The sequence below is a fragment of the Rhodococcus sp. BH5 genome (genome assembly GCF_027583855.1).
Taxonomy (GTDB): Bacteria; Actinomycetota; Actinomycetes; order Mycobacteriales; family Mycobacteriaceae; genus Rhodococcus_F; species Rhodococcus_F qingshengii.
Genome location: NZ_JAJHVW010000004.1, coordinates 31482 through 56593 on the forward strand (window position 1 = coordinate 31482; position 25112 = coordinate 56593).

Annotated in this window: 22 protein-coding genes; 13 read left to right on the plus strand and 9 right to left on the minus strand. The window is 62.2% G+C overall.

The genetic code is table 11. The annotated features are described in order from the left end of the window. Positions 1-57 precede the first annotated feature (57 nt). The 5 genes from pxpB to RhoBH5_RS11915 form a co-directional block, all read right to left on the minus strand. The gene (pxpB, locus tag RhoBH5_RS11895) at positions 58-672 is read right to left on the minus strand and encodes a 5-oxoprolinase subunit PxpB (RefSeq protein WP_080961071.1); all 615 of its coding nucleotides are present in this window, start codon (positions 670-672) and stop codon (positions 58-60) included. Further along, positions 669-1430: a LamB/YcsF family protein gene (locus RhoBH5_RS11900; protein ID WP_270008339.1), complete on the minus strand. Its 762-nt coding sequence runs from the start codon at positions 1428-1430 to the stop codon at positions 669-671. The genes pxpB and RhoBH5_RS11900 overlap by 4 nt, the downstream gene beginning before the upstream one ends. A gap of 34 nt (positions 1431-1464) precedes the next feature. Then, entirely contained in the window at positions 1465-2346 is an 882-nt protein-coding gene (locus RhoBH5_RS11905; RefSeq protein ID WP_270008340.1) for a metal ABC transporter permease, read from the minus strand. Then, positions 2343-3185, minus strand: a complete 843-nt coding sequence (locus tag RhoBH5_RS11910; RefSeq protein WP_020723636.1) for a metal ABC transporter ATP-binding protein — start codon at positions 3183-3185, stop codon at positions 2343-2345. The genes RhoBH5_RS11905 and RhoBH5_RS11910 overlap by 4 nt, the downstream gene beginning before the upstream one ends. Before the next feature lie 120 nt (positions 3186-3305). Continuing rightward, on the minus strand, positions 3306-4256 hold the full coding sequence (locus RhoBH5_RS11915; RefSeq protein ID WP_042920537.1) for a metal ABC transporter solute-binding protein, Zn/Mn family: 951 nt from the start codon (positions 4254-4256) through the stop codon (positions 3306-3308). Positions 4257-4395: 139 nt separating this feature from the next. On the opposite strand from RhoBH5_RS11915, the gene RhoBH5_RS11920 reads away from it, so the two are divergent. After that, positions 4396-5484, plus strand: a complete 1089-nt coding sequence (locus RhoBH5_RS11920) for a LacI family DNA-binding transcriptional regulator (protein ID WP_007733995.1) — start codon at positions 4396-4398, stop codon at positions 5482-5484. A 3-nt stretch (positions 5485-5487) separates the two neighbouring features. Here RhoBH5_RS11920 and otsB read toward each other — a convergent pair whose 3' ends face one another. Together otsB and kstR are read right to left on the minus strand one after the other, a co-directional pair. Further along, a complete protein-coding gene (otsB, locus tag RhoBH5_RS11925) occupies positions 5488-8028 on the minus strand; it encodes a trehalose-phosphatase (protein ID WP_270008341.1) in 2541 nt (846 codons plus the stop codon). A gap of 87 nt (positions 8029-8115) precedes the next feature. Beyond that, positions 8116-8754 (minus strand): cholesterol catabolism transcriptional regulator KstR, encoded by a 639-nt coding sequence (gene kstR / locus RhoBH5_RS11930; protein WP_003945752.1) that lies wholly within the window; start codon positions 8752-8754, stop codon positions 8116-8118. A gap of 94 nt (positions 8755-8848) precedes the next feature. Between kstR and RhoBH5_RS11935 the strand changes: the two genes are divergently transcribed. The 6 genes from RhoBH5_RS11935 (at position 8849) to RhoBH5_RS11960 (ending at position 15889) form a co-directional block, all read left to right on the plus strand. After that, on the plus strand, positions 8849-11011 hold the full coding sequence (locus tag RhoBH5_RS11935; RefSeq protein WP_042920534.1) for an acyl-CoA dehydrogenase: 2163 nt from the start codon (positions 8849-8851) through the stop codon (positions 11009-11011). An 83-nt stretch (positions 11012-11094) separates the two neighbouring features. Then, on the plus strand, positions 11095-12135 hold the full coding sequence (locus RhoBH5_RS11940; RefSeq protein WP_270008342.1) for an acyl-CoA dehydrogenase family protein: 1041 nt from the start codon (positions 11095-11097) through the stop codon (positions 12133-12135). Beyond that, entirely contained in the window at positions 12120-13271 is a 1152-nt protein-coding gene (locus RhoBH5_RS11945; RefSeq protein ID WP_058227266.1) for an acyl-CoA dehydrogenase family protein, read from the plus strand. The genes RhoBH5_RS11940 and RhoBH5_RS11945 overlap by 16 nt, the downstream gene beginning before the upstream one ends. A gap of 7 nt (positions 13272-13278) precedes the next feature. Further along, positions 13279-14280, plus strand: coding sequence for a bifunctional MaoC family dehydratase N-terminal/OB-fold nucleic acid binding domain-containing protein (locus RhoBH5_RS11950; protein ID WP_270008434.1), 1002 nt, complete (start codon positions 13279-13281; stop codon positions 14278-14280). 2 nt (positions 14281-14282) lie between these two features. Continuing rightward, positions 14283-14723 carry a MaoC family dehydratase gene (locus RhoBH5_RS11955; protein WP_270008343.1) on the plus strand — a complete coding sequence of 147 codons (441 nt, stop codon included), beginning with the start codon at positions 14283-14285 and terminating at the stop codon, positions 14721-14723. Next, positions 14720-15889 (plus strand): lipid-transfer protein, encoded by a 1170-nt coding sequence (locus RhoBH5_RS11960; RefSeq protein WP_019746856.1) that lies wholly within the window; start codon positions 14720-14722, stop codon positions 15887-15889. Before RhoBH5_RS11955 ends, RhoBH5_RS11960 begins: the two co-directional genes overlap by 4 nt. Positions 15890-16000: 111 nt before the next feature. On the opposite strand, the gene RhoBH5_RS11965 is transcribed toward RhoBH5_RS11960, so the two are convergent. Next, a complete protein-coding gene (locus tag RhoBH5_RS11965; RefSeq protein WP_270008344.1) occupies positions 16001-17305 on the minus strand; it encodes an HNH endonuclease signature motif containing protein in 1305 nt (434 codons plus the stop codon). A gap of 85 nt (positions 17306-17390) precedes the next feature. Between RhoBH5_RS11965 and RhoBH5_RS11970 the strand changes: the two genes are divergently transcribed. The 6 genes from RhoBH5_RS11970 (at position 17391) to RhoBH5_RS11995 (ending at position 23255) form a co-directional block, all read left to right on the plus strand. Beyond that, a complete protein-coding gene (locus tag RhoBH5_RS11970; protein ID WP_058227269.1) occupies positions 17391-17957 on the plus strand; it encodes a GNAT family N-acetyltransferase in 567 nt (188 codons plus the stop codon). Positions 17958-17988: 31 nt separating this feature from the next. Further along, on the plus strand, positions 17989-18990 hold the full coding sequence (locus RhoBH5_RS11975) for an AraC family transcriptional regulator (protein ID WP_270008345.1): 1002 nt from the start codon (positions 17989-17991) through the stop codon (positions 18988-18990). 134 nt (positions 18991-19124) lie between these two features. Continuing rightward, positions 19125-19535 (plus strand): VOC family protein, encoded by a 411-nt coding sequence (locus RhoBH5_RS11980; RefSeq protein WP_270008346.1) that lies wholly within the window; start codon positions 19125-19127, stop codon positions 19533-19535. A gap of 180 nt (positions 19536-19715) precedes the next feature. Next, entirely contained in the window at positions 19716-20855 is a 1140-nt protein-coding gene (locus RhoBH5_RS11985) for a serine hydrolase domain-containing protein (protein ID WP_270008435.1), read from the plus strand. A gap of 103 nt (positions 20856-20958) precedes the next feature. Continuing rightward, positions 20959-21807 carry a mycofactocin-coupled SDR family oxidoreductase gene (locus RhoBH5_RS11990; RefSeq protein ID WP_003945658.1) on the plus strand — a complete coding sequence of 283 codons (849 nt, stop codon included), beginning with the start codon at positions 20959-20961 and terminating at the stop codon, positions 21805-21807. Then, positions 21804-23255: an MFS transporter gene (locus RhoBH5_RS11995; protein ID WP_270008347.1), complete on the plus strand. Its 1452-nt coding sequence runs from the start codon at positions 21804-21806 to the stop codon at positions 23253-23255. The genes RhoBH5_RS11990 and RhoBH5_RS11995 overlap by 4 nt, the downstream gene beginning before the upstream one ends. Before the next feature lie 33 nt (positions 23256-23288). On the opposite strand, the gene RhoBH5_RS12000 is transcribed toward RhoBH5_RS11995, so the two are convergent. Beyond that, the gene (locus RhoBH5_RS12000; protein ID WP_142006470.1) at positions 23289-24851 is read right to left on the minus strand and encodes a glycoside hydrolase family 71 protein; all 1563 of its coding nucleotides are present in this window, start codon (positions 24849-24851) and stop codon (positions 23289-23291) included. Positions 24852-25112 lie beyond the last annotated feature (261 nt).

Sequence of the window (25112 nt, forward strand, 5' to 3'; positions counted from 1 at the left end):
GAATCCATTGTCCCGCAACAGCGCGGTGAAGACACCAAAATCATGCTTGCACCAAAATCATGCACGGACAAATGTGACTGTGGTGCCGGGTAGAAGCAGCGCCGGCGGGCGGCGCTCGGCATCCCACACCGACAGTTCAGTCGTTCCGATCAACTGCCACCCGCCTGGGGAACTACGCGGGTAGACGCCCGAGAACGGTCCGGCCAACCCGACTGCACCGGCCGGGACCTGCCTGCGCGGGTCCGATCGACGTGGAACTTCGAGCTTTCTCTCGTTGCTGGTCAGATACGCGAAGCCGGGGGCGAAACCGATGAACGCGACGGTCCACGACGCAGCCGTGTGAGCGTCGATCACACCGTCGACCCCGAGGCCGGTCAGCTTGCCCACCTCTACGAGATCGGGGCCGTCGTAGCGGACCGGAATCTCGACAGCAGACCCGCTCTCGTCTGCTGTGAGTTCGATCGGTACGGCCCCACGTACCCATTTCTCCACCAGTTGGTGCGCGGTGATCGTGTTGTCGTACTCGATCAAGATGGTTCGCGCCGCGGGAATCAGGTCGATCACTCCGGGGATCCGACTGGCGTCGAGAGCCCTGAAGTTGCCCAGCACACTCGGCAGTTCGTCGTACTCGACGAGGACTGCGGATTCACCGGCGGGCAGGATCGCGATCATGTGAACGGCGTGATCTCGACGTCGGAAGATTCGAGGAGAGCGCGGATTGCCACGGCCATGTCGACGGCTACCGGACTGTCACCGTGCACGCACACCGATGCGGCAGCGACTTTCAACGTGCTCCCGTCGACTGCGTCCAACTCGCCGTCGACGACCATTCGCCGAACCCGTTCTGCAACAAGCGTCGGGTCGTGCAGAACGGCGCCCGACTCGGTGCGGGGGACCAAGGTGCCTTCCGCCGTGTACGCACGATCGGCAAAAGCCTCGGCGACCACGTCGAGACCGGCTTCGCGCGCCTCTTCCAGGAACACCGAACCCGGTAGTCCGAGAACAGGTAGCGAACTGTCGTAGGCAACGACGGCGGTGACCACGGCCCGCGCCTGCCGTCGGTGATGGACTATTGCGTTGTAGAGCGCGCCGTGGGGTTTGACGTACGTGACCCGCGATCCGGCGACACGGGCCAAACCGTCGAGTGCCCCTAGTTGATAAATGACGTCGGCGGTGAGGTCCTTCGGGGAGACGTCGATGAAGCGTCGGCCGAAACCGGCGAGGTCTCGGTACCCCACCTGCGCGCCGATCCGCACGCCGCGGGTGGCGGCGGATTCGCAAGTCGCCAACAGCGTCGTCGGGTCGCCGGCATGGAATCCGCAGGCGATGTTCGCGCTGGTGACAAGTTCGAGCATGGCGTCGTCGTCGCCCAGGGTCCAGGCTCCGAAGCCCTCGCCGAGGTCGCTGTTCAGATCAACGCTGTAGCCCATACCTCGATTCTAGGTAGGTATGGGCTCTCGGTGTTCAGGCGTGCGCCGGAATCCGTCCGGCATTCTTGCGACGTGCGGATCCGAAGAGTCGGCATATCAGGTAGATCACGAACGAGACCGAGGTGACGAAACTCGAGACGGGAACGCCGGGGGCCAGCGAGAGAAGGATGCCGCCGACGGCTGCCAGTTCGGCGAACACGACGGAGAGGATCGTGGCCTTGAGTGGGCTTGCCGTGACGTACGCGGCGGCCGCTGCGGGGGTGATCAGCAGCGACATCACCAGCAGAGCACCGACGATCTGTACGCCGAGTGCTGCGGTGATGCCGACCAACACTGCGAACACGATCGACAGTGTCCGAACCGGAACACCGCGAGCTGCAGCAACTTCGGGGTCGGTGCTTGCGAACAGCAAAGGGCGGTAGATGAATCCGAGTGTGCCGATCACGATGACCGCGCACAGCAGCAGAAGTTCGAGACCACTGTTTCCCGGCGCCACGATCTGTCCGACCAACAACGAGAAGCTGGTTCCCGTGCGACCGTCGTACGCCCAGAGGAACAACACCGACAGGCCGAGACCGAAAGCCATGATCACGCCGATCACCGAATCTCGGTCGCGCGCTTTGGCTCCGAGCAGTCCGAACAGCACTGCTGCGACCACGGATCCGACGATGGCACCGAAGCCGACGCCCACACCGACGAGAAGTGCGGCGGATGCGCCCGTCAGTGACAGCTCACTCGTTCCGTGCACCGAGAACGACATCTGACGGCTCACGATCAGCGGCCCGATGATGCCGGCCAATAATCCGAGGATGGCACCGGCAATCAACGCCTGTTGGACGAAGTCGTACTGCAGTAGGTCGACGGTGGCGGACACGTCGAACATCCGCGACATCGCGTCGGTGAACTTGTTACTCACTGGTGGTGATCCTCATCAGAATGGTGAACGCCTTCTCCCGGGCGTAGTCCGCCGGCGCTGCCGAGCGCGTCGATGGCGTCGCCGGTGCCGATCACGACGAGGCGGCCACGAACCTGCAACACTTCGACGTCGGTGTTGTACAGATCCGAGAGAACTTCGGACGTCATCACTTCGGCCGGCGTCCCGATCCGGAATTTGCCGTCCACCAGATAGAGCACTCGATCCACCAACGGCAGGATCGGATTGATCTCGTGCGTCACGAACAGCACCGCGGTGTCATGGCTGCGCCGCCGCTTGTCGATCAGCGTCGAGACCAGGTGCTGGTTGGCGAGGTCGAGGCTGAGCAGCGGCTCGTCGCACAACAGGATCCGCGGGTCGCCGACCAAAGCCTGTGCGATCCGCAGTCGCTGCTGCTCACCGCCGGACATGGAACCGATGGGAGCGTCGGCGAACGACTGGGCGCTGACCTGTGCGATGGCGTCGTCGACGATCTTGCGGCGACGACCCCGACGCAGTAGGCCCGTACCCCACTGGTGACCGTCGACGCCGAGGCCGACCAGGTCGCGGCCTCGGAGCGGGAGGCCGTCGTCGATGGATTTCTGCTGCGGGATGTACCCGACGTGTGAGTTCCCGGCCCGTGCCGGCGTGCCGACGATCTGTGCACTGCCGCCGCTGAGTTGTAGTTGGCCCAGCAGAATCTTCAGGAGCGAGGTCTTGCCCGACCCGTTCGGCCCGAGTACGGCGATGAACTCACCTGGCTGTACCTCGAGATCGAGCCCGTCCCACAATGTGCGGGCGCCGAAGGACAATCGAGCGTCCTTCAGCGTCACAGCGGGCACGGAGGCCTCTGAAGGCGCGGTGTTACCAGAAGGCACGGTGTTACCAGGGGGCACAGGAGTATTCGCGGAAGTTTCTGTCACAAGCCGATCGGTTCTTCTCGGAAATGGTGGGGCAAATAATTACTGGGCAGAGAGGGCGTTTGCGAGCGACTCCGCGGTCTGCGTCTGCCACTGAATGTAGTCCAGGCCCTCGGGGAGAGTCTCCGTAACCTCGACGACGGGCACGCCGGCGGTTTCGGCTGTGGTGCGCATGTCCTGGGTCACTTTGTCCTGCGTCTGGATGTTGTAGACCAGTGCGCGGGCCTGCTTCTCCGAGAGGAGCTGGCGCGTTGCGGCGATTGCGGCCGGTGAAGGATCGTTGCCGTCTTCGATGGCACTGGTGAACTCTTCGGGAGTTGCGTCCTTCAGTTCAGCTGCGACCAGGAGGTAGTGCGCGATCGGCTCGGTCTGCGCCACCGGTGCGCCTGCGTGGGCAGCGGCGATGGAATCGGTGATCGCTGTGACGCCGGCGAGCTTCTGGCTGTATGCCTTCGCGTTGTCCTCGTAGGTCGCCGCGTTGTCCGGATCGAGAGCGCTCAGCTGATCGGCCACCGAATGTGCGACGGCGTCGACGGTCGGGATGTCGAACCAGACGTGTTCGTTGACTGCGCCGTGGGTGTGACCGTCATGCGATTCGCCCGCGGTTTCGCCGGCGTGGATGCCGCCGTCGAGCAGGTTGTAGGCGTTGACCGTCTTCTGCTCGCCCTTGCCTGCGTCGAGGACGTCGGTGATGAACTGGTCGTAGCCGCCACCGTTGTAGACGACGAGCGATGCGTCGGTGATCTTGGCGGCGTCGGCGGGAGTCGCTTCGAACGAGTGCGGGTCCGCGGACGGCTCGTTGATGATCGACGTCACGGTCAGCTTGTCGCCGGCGACGGCCTGCGCGACGTCGCCCCACACGTTCGTCGATGCGACGACGGTGATGCCGTCGTCCTTCGAGGAGGTTGAGCTGCACGCGGTGAGCGCGAATGCTGCGGCGACCGAGACGGCCGCGAGGGCGGTGGCGGTGCGGAATTTCGACGACGAACGCACGTGCTTTTCTCCTGAACAAAGGCTGGGCTAAATGCTATTGGAAACCGTTACCGTTACACATTAGCGCATAGTCGCTGGTAGTTCACCTTCGGTTCAGCCCCAACGCGCCGTCTGCGGGCACTACGGCTAACGTCCGTTTATGCCCCGGTCCCGTCAGCCACGCCGTCAAGCCACTTTGGCGTCGCTTGCCGCCGAGCTCAATGTGTCGAGAACTACAGTCTCGAACGCGTACAACCGACCCGATCAGCTCTCCGTCGAGCTGCGGGATCGAGTGCTCCAAGCGGCCAAGCGACGCGGATACCCCGGACCTGATCCGGTCGCCCGCTCCTTGCGAACTCGCAAAGCCGGCGCCGTCGGTCTCCTGCTCACCGAAGCACTCAGTTATTCGTTCCGCGACCCGGCCGCCATGAGCTTCCTTGCCGGTCTCTCGGAATCATGTGAGGACGCCGGCCAGGGCTTGCTGCTCATCCCGGCCGGGCCCGGCCGCGACGAGGTGGATGCTGCGGCCGTGGTCCAGCAGGCGGGCGTCGACGGCTTTGTCGTCTACTCGGTGGCCGACGACGACCCGTATCTCGCTGCCGTGCTCGAGCGTCACATTCCGATCGTCGTCTGCGACCAGCCCCGCGAGATTCCCGGTGCATCCCTCGTGGGCATCGACGACCGCGCTGCCATGCGCAAGGTCGCCGACTACCTCATCGGGCTCGGCCACCGCGACATCGGCGTGCTCTGCATGAGGCTGGGGCGCGACCGGATGGACGGCGTCGTCAGCCAGGAACGACTCAAGTCCCCACACTTCCACGTCCAGCGTGAGCGGATCGAAGGAGTGCGCGACGCGATGGTGGCGTCCGACATGGACCCACTCTCACTCACCGTGATCGAGCGGTACGTCCACACATCGCAGTCCGGGCACTCGGCGGCGGCGGAAGCTCTCGCGACCAACCCCGAGATCACCGCACTGGTCTGCACCACCGACGTGCTGGCTCTCGGCGCCTTGGACTGGGCGCGCTGGCAGGGCATAGATGTACCTGGCCAACTGTCGATCACCGGATTCGACGGCGTCGATGAGGCGCTGCGCGAATCACTGACAACGGTGCGCCAGCCCCAGGAAGAGAAGGGCCGGCGTGCCGGTGCGCTCCTGATGTCGCCGTCCGGATCCGGCGTTCCGATAGTCGAGATGCTCGACACCGAACTACTGGCCGGGCGAACATCAGGTCGGATCAAGGGGTAGCGCTCACGCCAGGAGTTGGGCGCAGCGCAACAAGCCCAGATGGCTGTACGCCTGGGGGTGGTTGCCCAGTGAGCGTTCCGCGATGGGGTCGTACTCCTCCGCGAGCAGTCCGGTGGGACCCGCTGCCGCGACCAACTGGTCGAACAGTGCCTCTGCTTGCAGGCGTTGCCCGATCAGTAGGTATGCCTCGACGAGCCAGGCGGCACAGAGATGAAATCCACCTTCGATGCCGGGCAGGCCGTCGTCGTGATGGTAGCGGTATACCGTTGAGCCGCTGCGTAGTTCGGCCTCGGTGGCTACGACGGTCGCTGCAAAGCGCGGATCCGTCGGATCGATCAGCCCCGACAGTCCGATGTGCAGAGTCGCCGCGTCGAGATCGGTGCCGTCGTAGGCCGCGGTGTACGACTGGACGTCGTCCTTCCAGCCTTTGTGTCGTACTTCGTCGGCGATCTGGTCACGCAGTTCCGCCCATTCCGGCAGAGCCTCGCGAGAAAAGCGGGTCGCAAGATCGACGGCGCGGTCGACGGTGACCCAGCCCATAACCTTGGAATAGACGTGGTGGCGCGGGTTGTCGCGAATTTCCCAGATGCCGTGATCGGGTTCGAACCAGCGCCGCTGCACTGCTTCGACCATGGCGCACACCAGTTCCCAGTCGCGGTCGCTCAAAGGATCGGGATCACCGGCCTTTTCGCGTGCATTCGCCAGTTCGACGATGAGCTCGACGATCGGGCCGAACACGTCCAGTTGAACCTGCTGATTCGCGGCGTTTCCGACGCGGACCGGCCGGGAGCCGGCGTATCCGGGGAGTGAATCGATGACGGCCTCTGGCGGTAGCGAAGTCCCGTAGAGCGTGTAGAGGGGGTGCAGGCGCTCGGGTCCCGGCAGTGTTTCGAGCACGCGGTGTACCCAGTCCAGGTAGTTCTCGGCCTCGTCGGTGGATCCGACGCTCGCGAGAGCTGTTGCGGTGAGGGCGGCGTCGCGCAACCAGCAATAGCGGTAGTCCCAGTTGCGGACTCCGCCGATCTCTTCCGGCAGGGACGTCGTCGCGGCAGCCATGATGGAACCGGAATCGGCGTGGACCAGCCCGCGCAAGGTCAGTGCAGAGCGTTTCATCAAGTCCGGCTTCAGCTTCGGGAGTTCGAGCGTCTTGGCCCAATCGGACCAGTAGGCCTCCGAGGTCGCTCGACGCTCGAGCTCCGGAACGTCGGAAGGGCCGATTTCTTCTGTTCCGCAGCGCAATTCGAGGACGACGTCACCCTTGGACGGCTCGACGATGGCGTGGGCGGTCTGCTGGTTTCCGTCGGTGGCGATGTTCCACAGCACACCGGGGGAGCGGAGTACGTACGGCTCGTTGGTGCCGAGGACCCGAATGCCCTCGTCGACGACCTCGAGCGTGACCTGACCCTGGCCGAACTCGGGACGGGGTGCAAACGAGACGATCGCGTCGGCCTGACCGGAAATGATGCGGGTCAGGTCGGTTCGTCCCTGTGGGACGTCGTGGGGGAGGTAGTCGGTGACGGACAGGCTCGCCCAGCGGGTCTGAACTGTCATCGTGCTGTCGATGTACTTCTGGCTCAGCGGCAAGGCTGTGCGTCGAGGCCCGACCGAGAAGTGGCCGGCCCCGGTTCCGCCGAGAAGGTGTGCGAAGACGGCCGCTGAATCCGGTTCCGGGTGACACAACCAGGTCAGCGTCGCATCCGGGGTCACCAAAGCGACGGTGCGCGGACTGGCGAGCATCGAGAGCCGCTCGATGGGCGGAGCGTCGGCGCCGGAAAGCCACGTACGACGCTCGTCGAGCAGGAACGCCAGAGCAGCGGCGACGTCCTCGGTGCTGTCGACGCGATAGTCGGCGACGGTGTCCCCGCTGCCGACCTTGATTCCGATGTCCGGCCCCTGAAGCCTGCTGAACGCCTTTTCGTCGGTCACGTCGTCCCCGATGAAGACGGCAGCGGTTGCGCCGTCCTGATGGCGAATCAAGTCGAGTGCGTGCCCCTTGTCGGTGGCGATGACAGCCAACTCGACCACCGATTTGCCCTCGGTGACCTGAACGCCTGGCCAGAGTGCCGATTCGGTGCGGACGGCGATGAGCGCCTTCTCGGCGTCGTCGGCACTGGTGTTGCGTACGTGCAGTGCAACGCTGGCGGGCTTCTTCTCCACCGTTGCCCCAGGGGTGTCGGCGGCGATTCGGCCCAACTCGGTGACGATCTCGTCGAGCAGTTTCTTGGCGTCGGCGTCGATCGCGTGAACGAATCCGATGTCGAACTCGGAGCCGTGGCTGCCGACCAATTGCACTTCGGCGGGAAGTCGGGACAACGCAGCCAGATCCTTGAGGGCGCGGCCCGAGATCACGGCAGCCGTCGTCGACGCGAGGCTGGCGAGAGAGCGGAGCGCACGCACCGTTTCCGCGCGGGGATACGCCTTGTCCGGGTTGGCGACGATGGGTGCCATCGTCCCGTCGTAGTCGGAGGCTACGAGCAGACGCGGCGTGCGTGCCACGCCTGACAGCGCTCGGCGGAGTTCGATGGACAGATCTTGTGCGCTCACCTCTTCAAATCTAGGTGATGCAGCGACTCCTGGCTCGATACGTTTCCGGCCGATCAGTGCAAAAATGACAGATGCGACAAAGGATGTCTATTCGGGTTTCCGAGTTCCGTCACCGAGCAGCAGTTCAACCGTCAATTCCAGTCGATTGGCGACATCGGTAGCCGAAGAGCGTCGCGTGAGCCATGCCACCAAATTGGACAGCCACACATCGGAGATCACGCGCGCGATCGCCAACTGCTCTTCGGTTGGCTCCTCTTCGGTCATCGCTCGTGCGAAGAGGCGGTCCATCAACTGGCCCACCTGATCGACCTCGGCCGCTGCGGAGGCGTCGGCGAACATGAACGCGCGAGTCATCGCTTCGGTGAGGAGCGGATCGCGCTGCATCGCGCGGGTGATGAGGCTGAGGATCAGCTGCATCCGCTCGAGCGGACTGGTTCCAGGCGGGATCTTGCCCTTGGAATCGATCTTCTCGAATTCGCGTGCCAGGGCGGACACCAGTAGGTGAACCTTGGACGGGAAGTAGCGATAGAGCGTTCCGACTGCGACGTCGGCACGCTCGGCCACGGCGCGCATCTGAACAGCCTCGTAGCCCCCCTTGGACGCCAAGGCGAGTGTTGCGTCGAGAATCCGCTTGCGGCGTTCACGTTGCGCGTTGGAGCTGAGATCGTCGTCCCCGAGCGTTGCAGAAGCAACCGCGTTGGAGCGGGATCGGGATGTTGTGGTCATCGACAAATTCCTTCGCGCCTTGACTCTTGGCCAGGTGTCATATTAGAACACGTTCTAAACAATTGTGTCACTTATCGAGAGGCGGGAACCAGTTGTGACAATCGCCACGACCGATGAACAGCGGGCGGTCCAGGAATCGATAGAGGCCTGGGCTCGCTCGGCCACGCCGATGGACATGGTACGCCGTGGACCAGCAGTTTCGTGGCGGGAGAAATGGTCCGAGTTCGCGTCTCTCGGGATATTTTCGGTCGCCGTTCCCGAAGCGGTAGGCGGAGCCGGGGCCGAAATCGTCGATCTCGCAGCAATGCTCGAGCAGGCGGCAATCGAACTCGTGCCGGGTCCTGTTCTCACGACTGCACTCGCAGCTCTGGTGGTGGGGCGTAGTTCGTCGCCCGCTGCCAAGCGATGGTCCGAAACGCTCGCCGACGGTGCGCTGCCGTGTGCCGTCGTATTGGACGAAAGTCCAGTTGCGGCAACGGCGAATGCGTCCGGCGGCATCGAGCTTCATGGCGAAGGAGGTTACGCCTGGGGCGGCGATTCAGGCGTATCGGTACTCGTGTCGGCGGGCGTCGTGTCCGAAGACGAAGGCTCGCGTGTCGTCTGGGCTCTCGTCGACGGAGACAGCGAAGGCGTGACCTACGAAGCGGTCGACACGATCGACAAGTCGCGACCACTGGCGCGAGTCTCCTTCGATCGAGTGACGGTCGATGCCGACCGAATCCTCGATGACATTGCGCCAGGATCGGTTTCCGACCTAGCGGCGGTACTTGGGGCTGCCGAAGCTGCCGGAATTGCGGCGTGGAGCCTGCGTACTGCGGTGGAGTACGCGAAGATTCGCGAACAATTCGGAAAGCCCATCGGCTCGTTCCAGGCGATCAAACACATCTGCGCCGAAATGCTGTGTCGCGTAGAGAATGCCGGAGCCGTCGCCTGGGATGGTGCGGTCGCTGCCGAGTCGGGCGACGAACTTCCGATCGCCGCAGCAGTGGCCGCCGCGGTGTCGCTGGATGCCGCTGTCGACACGGCAAAGGACTGCATTCAAGTGCTCGGCGGCATCGGATTCACCTGGGAGCACGAGGCGCACTTCTACCTTCGTCGAGCACTGTCGCTCCGGCAGATTCTGGGCGGATCGTCTCATTGGCGCGCACGCGTCGCGGAATTGACGATCGGCGGCGCACGGCGTCACCTTCAGATCGACTTGAGTGAGCTCGAATCCGACCGGTCCGAAATTCGCGAAGAGGTAGCGCAATTGGTGGCGCTGCCCGAATCCGAGCAGCGCAACGCGTTGGCCGAATCGGGCTACCTTGCGCCGCACTGGCCCAAGCCGTACGGCCGGGGCGCCAAGGCCGCGCAACAGATTCTGATCGAAGAAGAGTTGGCGGCCGTCGGTATCGGCCGACCCGATCTGGTGATCGGCTGGTGGGCAGTGCCGACCATCCTCGAGCACGGCAGTGCGGAGCAGATCGAAAGATTTGCGACTCCGACGCTCAAGGGCGAGATCACCTGGTGCCAGCTCTTCAGTGAACCCGGCGCAGGTTCGGATCTTGCGGCACTGCGCACGACCGCGGAAAAGGTCGACGGCGGTTGGAAGCTGAACGGCCAGAAAGTCTGGACTTCGCTTGCGCGTGAAGCTGACTGGGCCATCTGCCTCGCCAGGACCGATCGCGAGGTTCCCAAACACAAGGGCATCACGTACTTCCTTCTCGACATGAAGACGGCTGGGATTCGAATCTCGCCGCTGCGCGAGATCACCGGAGATGCCCTGTTCAACGAAGTCTTCCTCGACGACGTCTTCGTCCCGGACGAGTGCGTCGTCGGCCAGCTCGGTGGAGGCTGGAAACTGGCCCGAACGACCCTCGCCAACGAGCGGGTCGCAATGAGCGGTGGCTCTTCGCTCGGCGGTGCGATGGAGGAATTGCTCGAGCTGGCCGGCGACCCCGATCCTGTGGTGGCAGACAAGCTCGGTGGGCTGATCGGAACCGCCATGGTGGGCTCACTGCTGGAATTGCGCACGACACTGCGGCAATTGGACGGTCAGGATCCGGGTCCGGCGTCGAGCGTCCGCAAGCTGGTGGGCGTGCGCCAGCGTCAGAATGTCGCAGAGTTCGCCATGGAATTGGGTGGCCCGGCCGGATGGGTGGAGGGTCCGCTCTCGCGTGAGTTCCTCAACACGCGATGCCTGTCGATTGCCGGCGGAACCACGCAGATTCTGTTGACCGTCGCCGCGGAGAGAATTCTGGGCCTGCCCCGTGATTAGACGGCGTGAGTAGAGGCCTTTAGAAATGTCCACGTTGGTGATACAACTAGAACACGTTCTACATCAGAGACAGGATTGCCAGCGTGGACTTCACTCCCGATGAAACCCAGGAAGCGGTAGCCGAGGTGGCTACCGCGCTCCTTGCCCGCGAACTGGAGCCGGACGCGCTCTGGGCGGCATTCGCCGATGCCGACCTGCTCACGTTGGCCCTGCCCGAGCGTCTGGGCGGCGAGGGACTCTCCGTCGCCGACGTCGGTTCCCTCCTCGTCGAGGTCGGCCGGGCCGCTGCTCCAATTCCGGCTCTCGCAACCCTCGGCTTCGGTGTACTCCCCATAGTCGCTCTGGGGACCGACGCTCAACAGGAAGAATTGCTCACCGGAGTCGGCGCCGGACGGGTGTTCACCGCGGCGCTCGGTGAGCCGGGTCAGCAGTTCCCGGCACAGCCGTCGACCACCGCGCAGCAGTCGGGCGACTGGTATCGCGTCAGCGGGACGGTGCTTGCCGTTCCCTTCGCGGCGGGCGCACACAGAATTCTTGTGCCCACCGACGCCGGAGTCGTTCTCGTCGATCCGACCGCCGCCGGCGTCGCATTGACGCCGACTCCCAGTGCGTCCGGCAGTCCGGAGTTCGCAGTCACCATGGACGAGGCAGTCGGTGAACTTCTCGGTGCCGGCGAGGAAGCCGTCCAGGCGCTGTACCGGATCGCCACGGCGAGTATCGGAGCCGTTGCAGACGGTTTGGTGTCCGGCGCCGTCGATCTCACTGCGGCACATGTCGGCTCGCGTGAGCAATTCGGTAAGCCGCTCGCCACGTTCCAGGCAGTCTCACAACAGATAGCCGACGCGTACGTCACCTCCCGGACCCTTCATGTCGCGGCGTTGTCGGCGTCCTGGCGCGTGTCGGAGGGCCTGGACGCCCAGTCGGACCTCGACGTCATGGCGTACTGGATCGCCCAAGAAGTGCCTGCCACGATGCAGGTGCTTCACCACCTGCACGGCGGTCTGGGCGTCGACGTCACGTATCCACTTCATCGTTACTACTCGACTGCAAAAGACCTGGCACGCCTGCTCGGCGGTGCTTCGCAGCGACTCGACCTCGTGGGGGCCCGGTGTTCATCGATCTGACCGACAGTCAGCGCGCATTGCAAGCTGAACTTCGACGCTACTTCTCGACGCTGATCTCGCCCGAAGAGGCCAAGATCATGCGCGTGGAGCGGCATGGCCCTACCTATCGCGAGGTCATCCGTCGTATGGGCAAGGACGGCTGGCTCGGCGTCGGCTGGCCGGTGGAGTTCGGCGGACGTGGGTTCGGTGAAGTCGAGCAGCAGATTTTTGTCAACGAGGCTGTGCGGGCGGATGTCCCACTGCCTTCGGTGACTTTGCAGACCGTCGGTCCGACCCTGCAGAAGTACGGCAGCGAGGAGCAGAAGCAGAAATTCCTGCCCGCGATCCTCGCCGGTGAAGTGCACTTCGCGATCGGCTACACCGAACCGGAAGCCGGCACCGACCTTGCAGCACTGCGCACTTCGGCGGCACGAAATGGTGACGAGTACGTCGTCAACGGCCAGAAGATTTTCACCACCGGCGGGCATGACGCCGATTACGTGTGGCTCGCCGTGCGGACAGGGTCTGCCGATTCAAGGCACCGCGGCATCTCCATCCTGATCATGGACACCAAAGATCCCGGCTACACCTGGACCCCGATCATCACCTGCGACGGTGCGCATCACGTCAACGCCACCTACTACGAGGACGTTCGCGTTCCGGCGAACATGCTTGTGGGTGAGGAGAATCAGGGCTGGCGCTTGATCACGACGCAGCTCAACCACGAACGCGTCATGCTCGGTCCGGCAGGTCGTGTCGCAGGGATTTACGACCACGTCTTCGATTGGGCCAAGCGTGAAAACCTGCTCGATCACGTTGACGTACGACGCGCGCTCGGTGAGATTCACGCGACGTATCGCCTCAACGAACTGCTCAACTGGCAAGTGGCATCGAGTGATTCGGAATCGGTGGACATTGCCGACGCTTCGGCAACCAAAGTATTTGCGACCGAACGCATCCAGCGAGTCGGTCGACTCGCGGAAGAGATCGTCGGACGGTACGGAAATCCCATCGATCCCGAAACTGCTGATCTCATGGAGTGGCTCGACATGCAGATCAAGCGCAACCTGGTGATCACCTTCGGCGGTGGAGTCAACGAGGTGATGCGCGAATTGATCGCCACCGCCGGCCTGAAGCTTCCCCGCGTTCCGAGATAGGAAACAAATCGTGTCAGATCCCATTCTCACTGCTGCCGAGCGGGTTCGAGAGGACGGGCCAAGCGCTCCTCGCGCCGGCCGGGACCCCGTGAACTTGCCGATGATCCGCAACTGGGTCGAGGCGATCGGTGACGAGAACCCGATCTATGTCGACGAATCGGCCGCCCGCGCCGCCGGACACGACGGAATAGTCGCACCGCCGGCGATGGCGCAGGTATGGACGATGCGCGGTCTGGGGGCAATTCGAGAAGCCGACGATCCGTTGGGCCGGATGACGGACATCCTCGACGAGGCCGGATTCACCTCCGTCGTCGCGACCAACTGCGATCAGATCTACCACCGCTACTTGAAGCCGGGTGAAGAAGTCACCATCTCCTCGGTGTTGGAAGACGTTGTGGGACCCAAGAAGACAGGTCTTGGTGAAGGATGGTTCTTCACTACTCGCAGCTTCTGGCGGGTCGGCGAAGAACTGGTCTCGGAGATGATGTTCCGGATCTTGAAGTTCGCGCCGCCAGTCAGCGAGAGTTCCTCCACTGACGTGCCTGCGGACCTGGACGCATCTCGAATGCTGCGTCCGACAGCATCCCTCGACACGCAGTTCTTCTGGGACGGTGTCGCCGCACACGAGTTGCGTATTCAACTGCGTGCGGACGGTTCGGTACAGCACCCGCCGGTGCCCGCGATCTGGAAAGACAAGTCGGAGCAGACCGACTACGTGGTCGCGTCAGGTCGGGGAACGGTCTTCAGCTTTGTCGTTCACCACGCCCCCAAGGTTCCTGGTCGGTCATTGCCGTTCGTCGTTGCCCTGGTCGAACTGCCTGAGGGTGTGCGGATGCTCGGCGAATTGCGCGGCGTCGATCCGTCGAGTGTGTCGATCGGGATGGAGGTGGAGGCGGTCTACCTCGACTTCCCCGGAGACGACGAGACCGGGGGAACTCCCTGGACTCTGTACGCCTGGCAGCCGGTTTCTGTGTCTGCGGTGTCTGCGGTTTCTGCGGTGAAGGAGTGACGATGACTTTGACGACGGATATCACTGTGGGAGAGGTTCTTCCGCAGCTCTCGATTTACGGCGACCCGACGTTTGTGGTCTCGGCGGCGCTCGCTACCCGCGACTTTCAAGATGTTCACCACGACCGCGATCTCGCACAGAAACGCGGCTCGAAGGACATCTTCGTCAACATCCTCACCGACACCGGCTTGGTGCAGCGATTCGTGACCGATTGGGCCGGACCGCGGGCTGTACTCACGTCGATCAAACTCCGCCTCGGAGTCCCCTGGTACGCCTACGACACCTTGACGCTCTCCGGAACGGTGACCTCCTACGACGAGGATCTCGTGTCGCTCGCGGTGGTCGGCAAGAACAGCCTGGGAGATCACATCACCGCACAGGTCACACTGGCATTTCCGGCGTCGGGCTCGAATGGAGACACTGAAAACGGAGACATTGAATGAGCGCATTGTCCGGCAAGGCAGCGATCGTCGGAATCGGAGCCACGGATTTCTCGAAGGACTCCGGTCGCAGTGAACTGCGACTGGCCGCCGAGGCTGTTCAAGCCGCGTTGGACGACGCCGGTCTGACACCCGCCGACGTCGACGGTCTTACCTCGTTCACCATGGACACCAACACCGAAGTGGCAGTAGCTCGTTCGGTGGGGATTCCGAACCTCAAGTTCTTCAGCCGCATTCACTACGGAGGCGGTGCCGCTGCGGCGACGATTCAGCAGGCCGCCATGGCTGTTGCCACCGGCGTCGCAGACGTCGTCGTCGCTTACCGCGCGTTCAACGAGCGATCGGGTGCCCGTTTCGGGCAGGTGAACTCCGGCCTTGTGGCGCAGGTCAATTCGTCGGGCACGGATAACGCTTTTTCCTATCCTCACGGATTGGGTACTCCCGCATCCTTTGTCGCGATGGTCGCGCAGCGATACATGCACGTATACGGAGCGTCCAGCGAGGACTTCGGTCGAATCGCCGTCGCCGACCGTAAGCATGCAGCCACCAATCCGAAGGCGTTCTTCTACGGAAAACCGATTACCCTCGAGGACCATCAGAACTCGCGATTCATCGCTGAACCTTTGCATCTCCTCGATTGCTGCCAGGAATCCGACGGCGGCATCGCGATCGTCGTCACCTCGCCAGAACGAGCCAAAGATCTGAAGAACACCCCCGCCGTTATCGCTGCCGCCGCACAGGGCAGCGGGGCAGATCAATACATCATGACCAGCTATTACCGCGACGGTTTGACCGGCCTACCGGAGATGGGCCTTGTCGGCGATCAGCTCTGGTCACAAAGTGGGCTGCGCCCGTCGGACATGCAGACGGCGATCTTCTACGACCACTTCACGCCCTATGTTCTGATGCAGCTCGAGGAACTCGGTTTCTGCGGTAGGGGAGAGGCCAAGGACTTCATCGCCGGTGGCGCAATCGAACTCGGAGGCAAGCTTCCGATCAACACCCATGGTGGACAGCTCGGCGAGGCATACATTCACGGGATGAACGGTATCGCCGAGGGTGTTCGGCAGATCCGCGGTACTTCGGTCAACCAGGTCGACTCCGTCGAGAATGTACTGGTGACTGCGGGAACGGGCGTTCCGACATCGGGGCTTGTGCTGACTCGCTGATTATCGTGGGCACAGCTTCATCAAGCGTCACGGCCGGTTGGCACCGCATCGGGGTCTCCTTCGATGCGGTGCTCGGTCCGTGTTCTGTTGTCGCCAAAGAGGTTTGACCTCTCAGGTTTTGAAGGTGGTGTTCGCCGGCCTGGGTTGCTGCCCGGGGTCGATCGAGGGTGGCGGGATGAACCAGGGTTTGTTGTCGACACCGATCCGGATATCCCATTTCCCGACGAACCCGGATTTCCGGTGCATCAACCGATGATGTGAACGGCACAGCAGGACCAGGTTGTTCATCACCGTCGGGCCGCCGTTCGCCCAGTGCCGGATATGGTGCGCATCGGTCCACGCCGGTACACATGTGCAACCCGGGAACGCACAGCCTCTGTCTCGGGCAATCAACGCAGTCCGTTGTTCGGCGGTGACCAACCTCTTCCCTGGTTTCGCATCGAGCGGCGCCCCGTGACCGTCGAGCAGGACGGTGGAGAGGAAACAGTCGCAGCCGAGAAGCCTGGTCTGCGACACCGACAGCGGTCCGAGCCAGGGCATGTGCCCGACATCAAGATCCGACACAGCCATTCCGTCATCAGCAGTGGAGGGTGCTGCGGCGCAGTCACGGTGCTCCGCCAGATCCCGAGCATTGATGTGTACGTTCACGTGCGGGCGTTGGCCACCATCGGTTCCGGTCTTGGCACAGTCCAGATAGCGGCGGATCAGTTCGGTGAACCCGTCGGCAGTTCGTTTCGCTGCCGACCGAGAATCCGGGGTTCCATCCGGTGCCGGGGTGGGCATCGTCAGATTCGACAACGCCGACAACAGCATTTCCCCGGTGAGGGCGTCGAAATCCCCACGCACCACCACCCGACCATTGAGCGTCGACGCGATCCGCAACTCATTGAGATCGACATCTTCAGCGGGCGGAATCTCATCCGATTCGAACAACCGCTCCAACGTCGCGATCACGTTCCGCACCTTCGTCGTTGTCGCCTCCACCCCCGACGCAGCAGCCAACAACAAATCGATACAGCGAGGGAGCGCCTCCTCCGGCATCCCCTTCGGCGGTGATTCACAGAACGCCACGATCAACACCGCGTGCTCGAACGAGCAATCCCCGCCATCGAACCGAGCCGCCACCGCCGGAAACGGCCGCAAAGCTGCACCCAGGGCGGCGATCTTCTTCCCGTCCCGAACCTGCAGCATCGTGTTGGCCGCCAACCACGAACCGACCCCGCGGCTGGCGATCACCTGATCATCCGGGCGCATCGAGAGTTCGTCGACCACGGCCACTCGAACGGCTTCGAGACGAAGAATCTCCGCGCTCGCCGACACCGCAGCCGCACGTAACTCGGCAGCAGTCAACTGCCACAGGCGTCCGCGTAACCCCACCGCAGAACCCGACACCACGTCCGACAACAAGACACTCATTGAATCCCCCGATCCCCTCCCCAAATCATACTCGAACATGCGTTCGAGTCAAGAGGTGCTTTTGGGCTCGCTCTAGGATCGCTGGATGTTCACGTTAACTACGGAACGCCTTGTTCTTCGAGATTTCACTGCCGCGGATGAAGGTGCCGTCCATCAGTACGCGTCCGACCCTGCCGTCTGTAGATATGTTGATTGGGGGCCGAACACCCCCGCGGTGACCAGGGCATTCCTGGCGGACGCGGCACTCGAAGCTGCGCTCGTCGAACGTCGCACGTTCACCCTGGCCATCACGTCGAAGGCCGATGGAGCGGTCATCGGTTCGGTAGCTGTGTGGGAAGTATCCGCCGCGCACCGGCGGGCGGAACTCGGTTTTGTCGTGAACCCGAAGTTCCAAGGGCGAGGCTATGCGTCGGAGGCGGGGCGCGCGGTTCTGGAATTCGCCTTTGCTCGCTTCGGAGCGCAGCGAGTGCAGGCAACGTGTCGTCCCGAGAATTCGGCGTCGGCGTCGGTGCTCACCAAAATCGGAATGGAGGAGGAGGGGCGAATGAGGGCACACATGGTGATCCGGGGGACCGCGGTGGATTCGCTGCTTTTTGCTGCAACACGACCCGCCGCCGTACAGCCAGAGATCACGTCATCTCACTTCGCGTGACCTTCCCGGGCCCTGGTGCGATACTCGAACCATGTTCGAGGATGCCTTGCTCATCGGCGCGGCCGGCCGGCCCACTATGCAGCATCACCAGGCCTTTTCTCGGGACTGGGACCGCATCAAGGAGTGGTCCGACAACATCTACATGCCGTATACGGTCACGCCGATCGGAAGTCGGTTGAAGCCGGCTTCGGACATGTACTCCGCGGCAGTCGGCAAGATCGACGTCACCAGATTCTGTTACGGGATTCCGGTCTCCGTCGGTGAATGTTCGCCTGAGGCCGGAAACATTCTGGTTCTGACGACGATCAGAGGCAACGGTCGACATGCCCTTGGCCGGGGAGCTGCGGCAAATACTGCCGTGGGGGAGACTTTTGTCGCCGACTGCAGTCGGACCGACTATTTCGTCGAATTCGACGAGGATCATCTGCAGCTGAATCTCACTGTGCCGCATCAGCTTGTCGCCGACCACGCCCGGCAGTGGTACGGGTCGGTTCCCGACGACCGTCTGTGGCGGCACAAGTGCACCATTGGCGGGCGGGGCTCGAGTTGGCTGGCATTGATGGACTACGTCGTTCGCGCAATTGCAGAGTCGCCTGAGGCGATGTCGAGCGAAAGGCTGGGTGCCAGGGTTCAAGAACTCATCGCGGCTCAGCTTCTCGACGAGTGGGCGACGCAGGCCGGGCTGCAACTCGGCGTCGACGTCGCCTCCGCCGAACCTGCCTACGTGCGATCGGCAGAGGAGTACATCGATACGTTTGCTCGCTCGGTGCCGACGGCATCGGAGATCGCGGCTGCGGTGGGTGTCAGTGTCCGGGCGCTCACTGCGGGATTTCGACGGTACCGAGACACCACGCCGGGGCAACGATTGCGCGCGCGTCGGTTGGAGGGTGTACGCGGCGAACTGTTGCGTTCCGACGGGAGAACCGTCTCCGAAATCGCCAACGCCTGGGGCTACGTCAATCTGGGCATGTTTGCGGCCACATACCGGAAACGGTTCGGAGAGTTGCCTTCCGAGACCCGGAATCGACTCTGAGGACAGTTGTTTGAACGGTCATGACGATCGTTTTACGCACTCGATGAACTGCCGTGATCCGTTGTTTCGTGTCGGAGCGTTCTGCAAGGATTGAAATCGAACGTGACAGCAATCCCACGAGCTAGGAGTACGTCATGGCAACTCGACTCAATCCGTACATCAGCTTCAACGGCAATGCCCGTGAGGCGTTGGAGTTCTACAAAGAAATCTTTGGTGGCACGCTGGCGCTGAGCACGTTCGGTGAGTTCGGCAATCCCGGTGAAGGCGGCGACAAGATCATGCACGGAATGCTCGAAACCGATCAGGGATACACCCTGATGGGTGCCGACACTCCGCCCGGCATGCCGTACAACCCCGGCGACAACATCACGGTCAGCCTCAGCGGCAACGACGGCGATGTGCTGCGCGGGTACTGGGAGCAGTTGTCGGGAACGGGAACGGTGAGCGTTCCACTCGAGAAGCAGATGTGGGGCGACGAATTCGGCGCCTGTACAGACAAATTCGGCATTTCCTGGCTGGTGAATATCGGAGCGCCCCAGAGCTGACTCCAATCTCTGCCCGGTTCTGCCGAAACGAGACAGTTTTCCTGCCGTTTCGAGGCAGAGTCGGGTGTGTGATCGCCGTTACATTCTGTTCGACAAGACAAGTCGCAAGTCGGATGGAGAAATGCAGTGACGATCGAAGATATTGCGCGGAAGCCCCTTTCGAAGCAGCGCCTCGACGACGTGCTGGCGCGAGCAACTCAGGGGGCTGATCGCGTCCCGGGTGTGGTCGCGATGATCACGGATCGAGAAGGCAACATCTACGAGGGTGCTGCGGGCGAGCGGACTCTCGGTTCCGGCGTTCCAATGACCCTCGATACAACCTTTGCGCTCTTCTCCACCACCAAGGCGATCACCGGTACCGCTGTCCTGCAATGTGTGGAGGAGGGATTGCTCGATCTCGATGCACCTGCAGCGACCTATGTTCCCGACATCGGTGAGCTGAAGGTCCTGGACGGTTTCGACGCCGGCGGAAACCCCGTTCTTCGGGAACCCAAGCGTGACATCACCACTCGCATGCTGCTCCTTCACACTGCAGGGTTCGGCTACGACTTCTTCAACGAGTCGTACAACCGGCTCTCGCAGGAACATGGGCAGCCCAGCGTGATCACCTGTAGCAAAGCGGCGCTCACGACACCGCTGCTCTTCGACCCGGGTGAGAAGTGGGAGTACGGCACCAACATCGACTGGGCCGGACAGGTCGTCGAGTCGATTCGAGGTCAGCGACTCGGCGATGTCATGCGTCAGCGCATCTTCGAACCTCTCGAGATGGCCGATACGGCATTCACGATGAGCCCGTCGATGAAGGATCGACTTGCGCCGATCCATCAGCGTGAGAGCGACGGAAGCCTCACTCCGCTCATCGGATTCGAGCTTCCGGCCGAACCCGAGGTGCACATGGGTGGTCACGGTTTGCACGGCACTGTCGGCGACTACATGAAGTTCATTCGTATGTGGCTCAACGACGGCGCGGGCACTTCGGGTCGCGTGTTGTCGCCGGAGACGGTAGCTGCAGCCGTTCAGAACGGGCTCGAAGGCCAGCACGTGGGGTTGTTGCCCGGAGTTCTCCCGACGCTGTCCAACGATGCGGAATTCTTCCCCGGTGTACCCAAGGGATGGGCATACTCCTTCATGACAAATGAAGAGGTGGCACCCACCGGTAGGCCGGCCGGATCGCTGGCTTGGGCGGGTCTTGCCAACCTCTATTACTGGATCGACCGGCAGACCGGCGTCGGCGGGTTCTGGGCAACGCAGATTCTGCCGTTCGCGGACCCTGGATCCATCAACGGATACCTGGAATTCGAGACCGCCGTTTACCAGTAACCGGCTGGATTCCCGCTGTCCGGGATCGACTGTTTCTTTCGGGCGGGTTCGGAGTACGCATGCAGTACAGCGCACGCTTGCATACGACGAACTAGGAGACGGCATGAACAGCCTCGAAGGCAGCTTCGAAGGAAAAGTTGCACTGATCACCGGCGCCGCACGCGGTCAGGGGCGCGCCCACGCTGTCGCATTCGCGGAGCGTGGCGCGGACATCGTGATCTGCGACCGGTGCGAGAACAGTGATGTCGTCGCCTACCCCCTCGCAAACGAGGAGGATCTGAAGGAAACCGTTCGTTTGGTGGAAGCCACCGGTCGTCGGTGCATTGCCGTCAAGGCAGACACTGCTGATCGCGACGCAATGGACGCGCTCGTTGCCCGCGCTGAAGCCGAGTTCGGCCGTGTCGACATCGCCGTCGCGAATGCCGGTGTGTCCGTGCCCGCTCCGATCACGTCGATGACGTCGGCGCAGTGGAACGAAGTCATCTCGTCGAACCTGACCGGTGTGTTCAACACCGTTGCGGCCGTGTCAGGTGGAATGGCGGAACGTGGTTACGGTCGCATCATCACGATTTCCTCGATGATGGGTCGCTCCGGTGGCACCCAAATGGCTGCGTACGGCGCCTCCAAGTGGGGCGTCATCGGTTTGACGAAGAGTGTGTCGCTCGAACTGGCAAACTCGGGTGTGACCGTGAATGCTATTGCACCGGGGAACATCTCGACGCCGATGATTCACAACGACATGATGTACGCGATGATGCGGCCTGACCTCGAATCGCCGACGGCAGACGACGTCGAACCCGTGTACGCGACTCTGCATGCGCAGCCGGTCGGTTGGCTGGATCCCTTCGAGATCACGCGAGTAGTCCTGTTCCTCGCCGCCGACGCGAGTGCCCACATGAGTGGCATCGTGGTTCCTGTCGACGCCGGAGTAGCCGCTCGCTCGAACGCTTGACGGACAAGACTGTTCGCGCGAAAGCGCGGACCGGGTGGGTCGTCGGCGTCCTGAGTCTGAGCGGTGTGGTGGTCGCGCTGCAACAGACCTTGGTGGTGCCGGTCCTGCCTGCGTTCGCGACGGCATCGGGAGTATCGTCCTCCACCGCTTCCTGGCTGGTGACCTCGACGTTGCTGACCGGTGCCGTCGCAACCCCTCTCATCGGCAGACTCGCCGACATGTTCGGTAAGCGCGCGATGATGCTCGTCTGTCTTGCCGTGATGATCGTCGGCTGCATGGTTGCGGCGCTCAGCCAGAGTTTCTGGTTATTGATCCTCGGGCGCTCGTTGCAGGGGTTCGCGACGGCACTTCTGCCCGTCGGAATCAGCATCATGCGCGATGTCCTTCCTCCGGAAAAGCTCAGTGGTGCAGTAGCTCTCATGAGTGCGACGTTGGGGATCGGTGGCATGTTCGGTATGCCGATGGCGGGGGTGATCTCGGCGCACTGGGGACTACCCGCGCTTTTCTGGGTCACCGGTGGATTCGGGGTCGCACTGATAGTCGTCTTGCCGCTGGTGGTGCCGGAATCGGCTGTGAAGAGTCGCGGACGCTTCGACTTTCTGGGAGCCACAGTCCTCACGCTCGCTATGACTGCACTGCTGCTGGCCGTTTCGAAAGGAACCGAATGGGGCTGGGCAGTTCTGGTTCTGATCGCGTCCGGCGTGGTCTTGCTCTGTGGATGGATTCCGTGGGAACTGCACACGCCGGCACCGCTGGTCGATCTGCGGACTTCCCTTCGCGCTCCGATTCTGGTTTCGAACGTCTGCGCAGTATTACTCGGTTTTGCCATGTTCATCAGCGCGTTGGCGGCAACGCAGGAACTTCAGTTGCCCCTGGCGTCGGCGGACGGTCTCGGACTCTCGGCTGCCGAAGCCGGACTGGCGATGATGCCGGGCGGAGTCCTGATGATCGGATTGGCGCCGGTGTCGTCGAAGGTGACGAGGCGATGGGGAGCGAAGGCCACGTTGGCCTCAGGAGCGATCGTCATCGCAATCGGATACGTCTTGCGTGTGCTGTTGACGCCGACGCTGGTCAATATCGTGATCGGCGCTGCCGTGGTATCGGCCGGTGTGGCATTTTCCCTGGCAGCCATGCCGACTCTGATCACCGAATCTGCGCCGATCCATCAGACTGCCTCGGCCAACGGATTCAACAGCCTGCTCCGTTCGGTCGGTACCTCCACCGGAAGCGCCGTTGCGGCAGCGGTATTGGCCAGTTCAACGGTGGTGATCGGTGCGAGCGCTGTGCCGACCCTGCATTCGTTCGCGGTTTTGTACTGGATCGGAGCGGGCGTATCAGCACTGGCCGCCGCTGTGACGTTGGCAGTGAAGGTGGAGCGGACGGGGGCGGTATCGCTGCCCGAGTTACCAATTGCAGCCGAAACCGATGGCGCAACGAAGATCGGGTGAGTCGACGGACTGACCCGATCTTCGTCGTCACCGTTATCTTCGACTGGAATCAACCAGGTACTCGAGATTCTGGTTGTACGGGGTGGCCGTTACCGCAGCGTGCGAACTCACCCGGGACACCTCGGTAGTGCCGCGAACGACAGAAGCCTTGATGGAACCTACTTTCAACGGTGCTATGCAGCTGCTCATCCCGGCCGGGGCATTGCAGGTGGTTGTCGTGGTTCCCACCGTCACTTTGACGACCGCCGGCGCCGTCAAGAAGGAAAGGACTTCGACGGTATCGCGAGCGGGGGATGACCATTGGCGCAGTGTCATAGGGGCAGCAGAGCGATTGACGGGGACCGCGGAGACCGACTGATTGCGGTAGATGAGATACGCGGTGTCGCGAACAATCGCGGGTGAGGCGCCGGTGCGAAAGCTGTACAACCCGTAGGAACTCATGTCGAGCAACGCACGCCCATGGCCGACGCTGGGCGCGAACGACGTTCCCTCGCTGTAGTCGTTCCAGGTGACGAGCTGTACCCATTCGCTGTTGGACGCAATCGCAATCTGCCACATGTTCTGCAGATTCTGTGAATTCTGTGCCTCGTCGTAGATCGACTGACTTGGACGAACATCTTGGAAGGCGACTGGTTGCATCCATATCTTTCCCAAGGAGTGAGCGGCAGCGGCAAGTCCCATCGGAGAGTTCGGGTTCGATCCCGAGAGCGGATTTCCTGCCGGATTTCGATTACCCCAATTCGACATCCCGTAGCTGATCGATGCAAAAGAATTCCGGTTGGCTGCAGCGTCGAGGAAAACCGGAACAAATGCCACATTTATGCCGTAAGAATTCTTCATCAGAGTGATGAACTCCGACCACCAGCCCGCAGTCTTGTTTTCGGCAAGGAATGGAGATATCACGAGCCGTCCGTCGTTCAATTTGAACGATGATGCCATGGTCGAATACGGTTTCATCTCTGCTGCCATTTGAGCTGCGGTCATGTTTTTGAACGCGCCGTTCATATCAGGCATGAGCATGATCTTGAAATTCGGATCCACTGCTGCGGCCGCTTTGATCAGGGCGGTGGGCACGGTGGAACCCCACCAACTGGTGTCGGTTGCCTTGGCGATGATGTCGACGGAGAATCCGTCGATGCCCGTGGCGATTGCCGAACGAACTTCGTTTTCGAGGTCGCGTTGGCGCCACTGCGTATCGGCGATGGGTTGCCGCGGTGTCGGCCGATCGCGGAGGAATCCTCCGTAGCGAACGTGTTTGTTGTTCTCGCCGTTGACCGTAAGATATTGTGTCGCATAGTAATCGCCAGACGGATTCGCATTGTCGATCGAAACCGGATAGGGCGGGAAGTAGTGAGCGAAAACCAACTTTCCGTTCAGTGCTGACTTGGGTGGAATGTCGAAGGGCAGCGCTGCAGATTCAGGATTCGCCGAGAACGAGGCCGGCGTGTACGTCGGCGCGGAGCGTGGTTGTGTGTTGTACGCGGCGATCAGTGCGGCCGCGACAATCACGGCCAGGGTGAAGCAGATGGTCTCGAAGGAATATTTCGCCGTTTTTCGGATCCACGGAGTTCGGATGTATCGAGTTCTGATACTCATGGCACAGTCAGCCTTTCTCGATCCCCCGAAGTGTGAGTCTTCCCCGCGTGCACTGAATCGGTGATTCAATTCTTTTCGGCCTCTGTCTGGTTTGTAATTCGAGATTCGACACCATAAGTCAACTGTCACCGGCCCGAGTGTCACTTGCTGTACGAGTGTAACGCTGCCGCGTTCATCATGAATACCTGAAAGCGGTCTTTGTTCAAGAATTTCGGATTTTTCTTTCCGGTATATATCCGTCGAAAGGTCGGTGAAATTTAT

Coding starts and splice junctions, on each gene's coding strand:
- RhoBH5_RS11955 (WP_270008343.1), top strand. CDS start 14,283: ATGACTTTGACGACGGATATCACTGTGGGAGAGGTTCTTCCGCAGCTC.
- pxpB (WP_080961071.1), bottom strand. CDS start 672: ATGATCGCGATCCTGCCCGCCGGTGAATCCGCAGTCCTCGTCGAGTAC.
- RhoBH5_RS11960 (WP_019746856.1), top strand. CDS start 14,720: ATGAGCGCATTGTCCGGCAAGGCAGCGATCGTCGGAATCGGAGCCACG.
- RhoBH5_RS11965 (WP_270008344.1), bottom strand. CDS start 17,305: ATGAGTGTCTTGTTGTCGGACGTGGTGTCGGGTTCTGCGGTGGGGTTA.
- RhoBH5_RS11975 (WP_270008345.1), top strand. CDS start 17,989: ATGTTCGAGGATGCCTTGCTCATCGGCGCGGCCGGCCGGCCCACTATG.
- RhoBH5_RS12000 (WP_142006470.1), bottom strand. CDS start 24,851: ATGAGTATCAGAACTCGATACATCCGAACTCCGTGGATCCGAAAAACG.
- RhoBH5_RS11970 (WP_058227269.1), top strand. CDS start 17,391: ATGTTCACGTTAACTACGGAACGCCTTGTTCTTCGAGATTTCACTGCC.
- RhoBH5_RS11920 (WP_007733995.1), top strand. CDS start 4,396: ATGCCCCGGTCCCGTCAGCCACGCCGTCAAGCCACTTTGGCGTCGCTT.
- RhoBH5_RS11980 (WP_270008346.1), top strand. CDS start 19,125: ATGGCAACTCGACTCAATCCGTACATCAGCTTCAACGGCAATGCCCGT.
- RhoBH5_RS11900 (WP_270008339.1), bottom strand. CDS start 1,430: ATGGGCTACAGCGTTGATCTGAACAGCGACCTCGGCGAGGGCTTCGGA.
- RhoBH5_RS11990 (WP_003945658.1), top strand. CDS start 20,959: ATGAACAGCCTCGAAGGCAGCTTCGAAGGAAAAGTTGCACTGATCACC.
- kstR (WP_003945752.1), bottom strand. CDS start 8,754: ATGACCACAACATCCCGATCCCGCTCCAACGCGGTTGCTTCTGCAACG.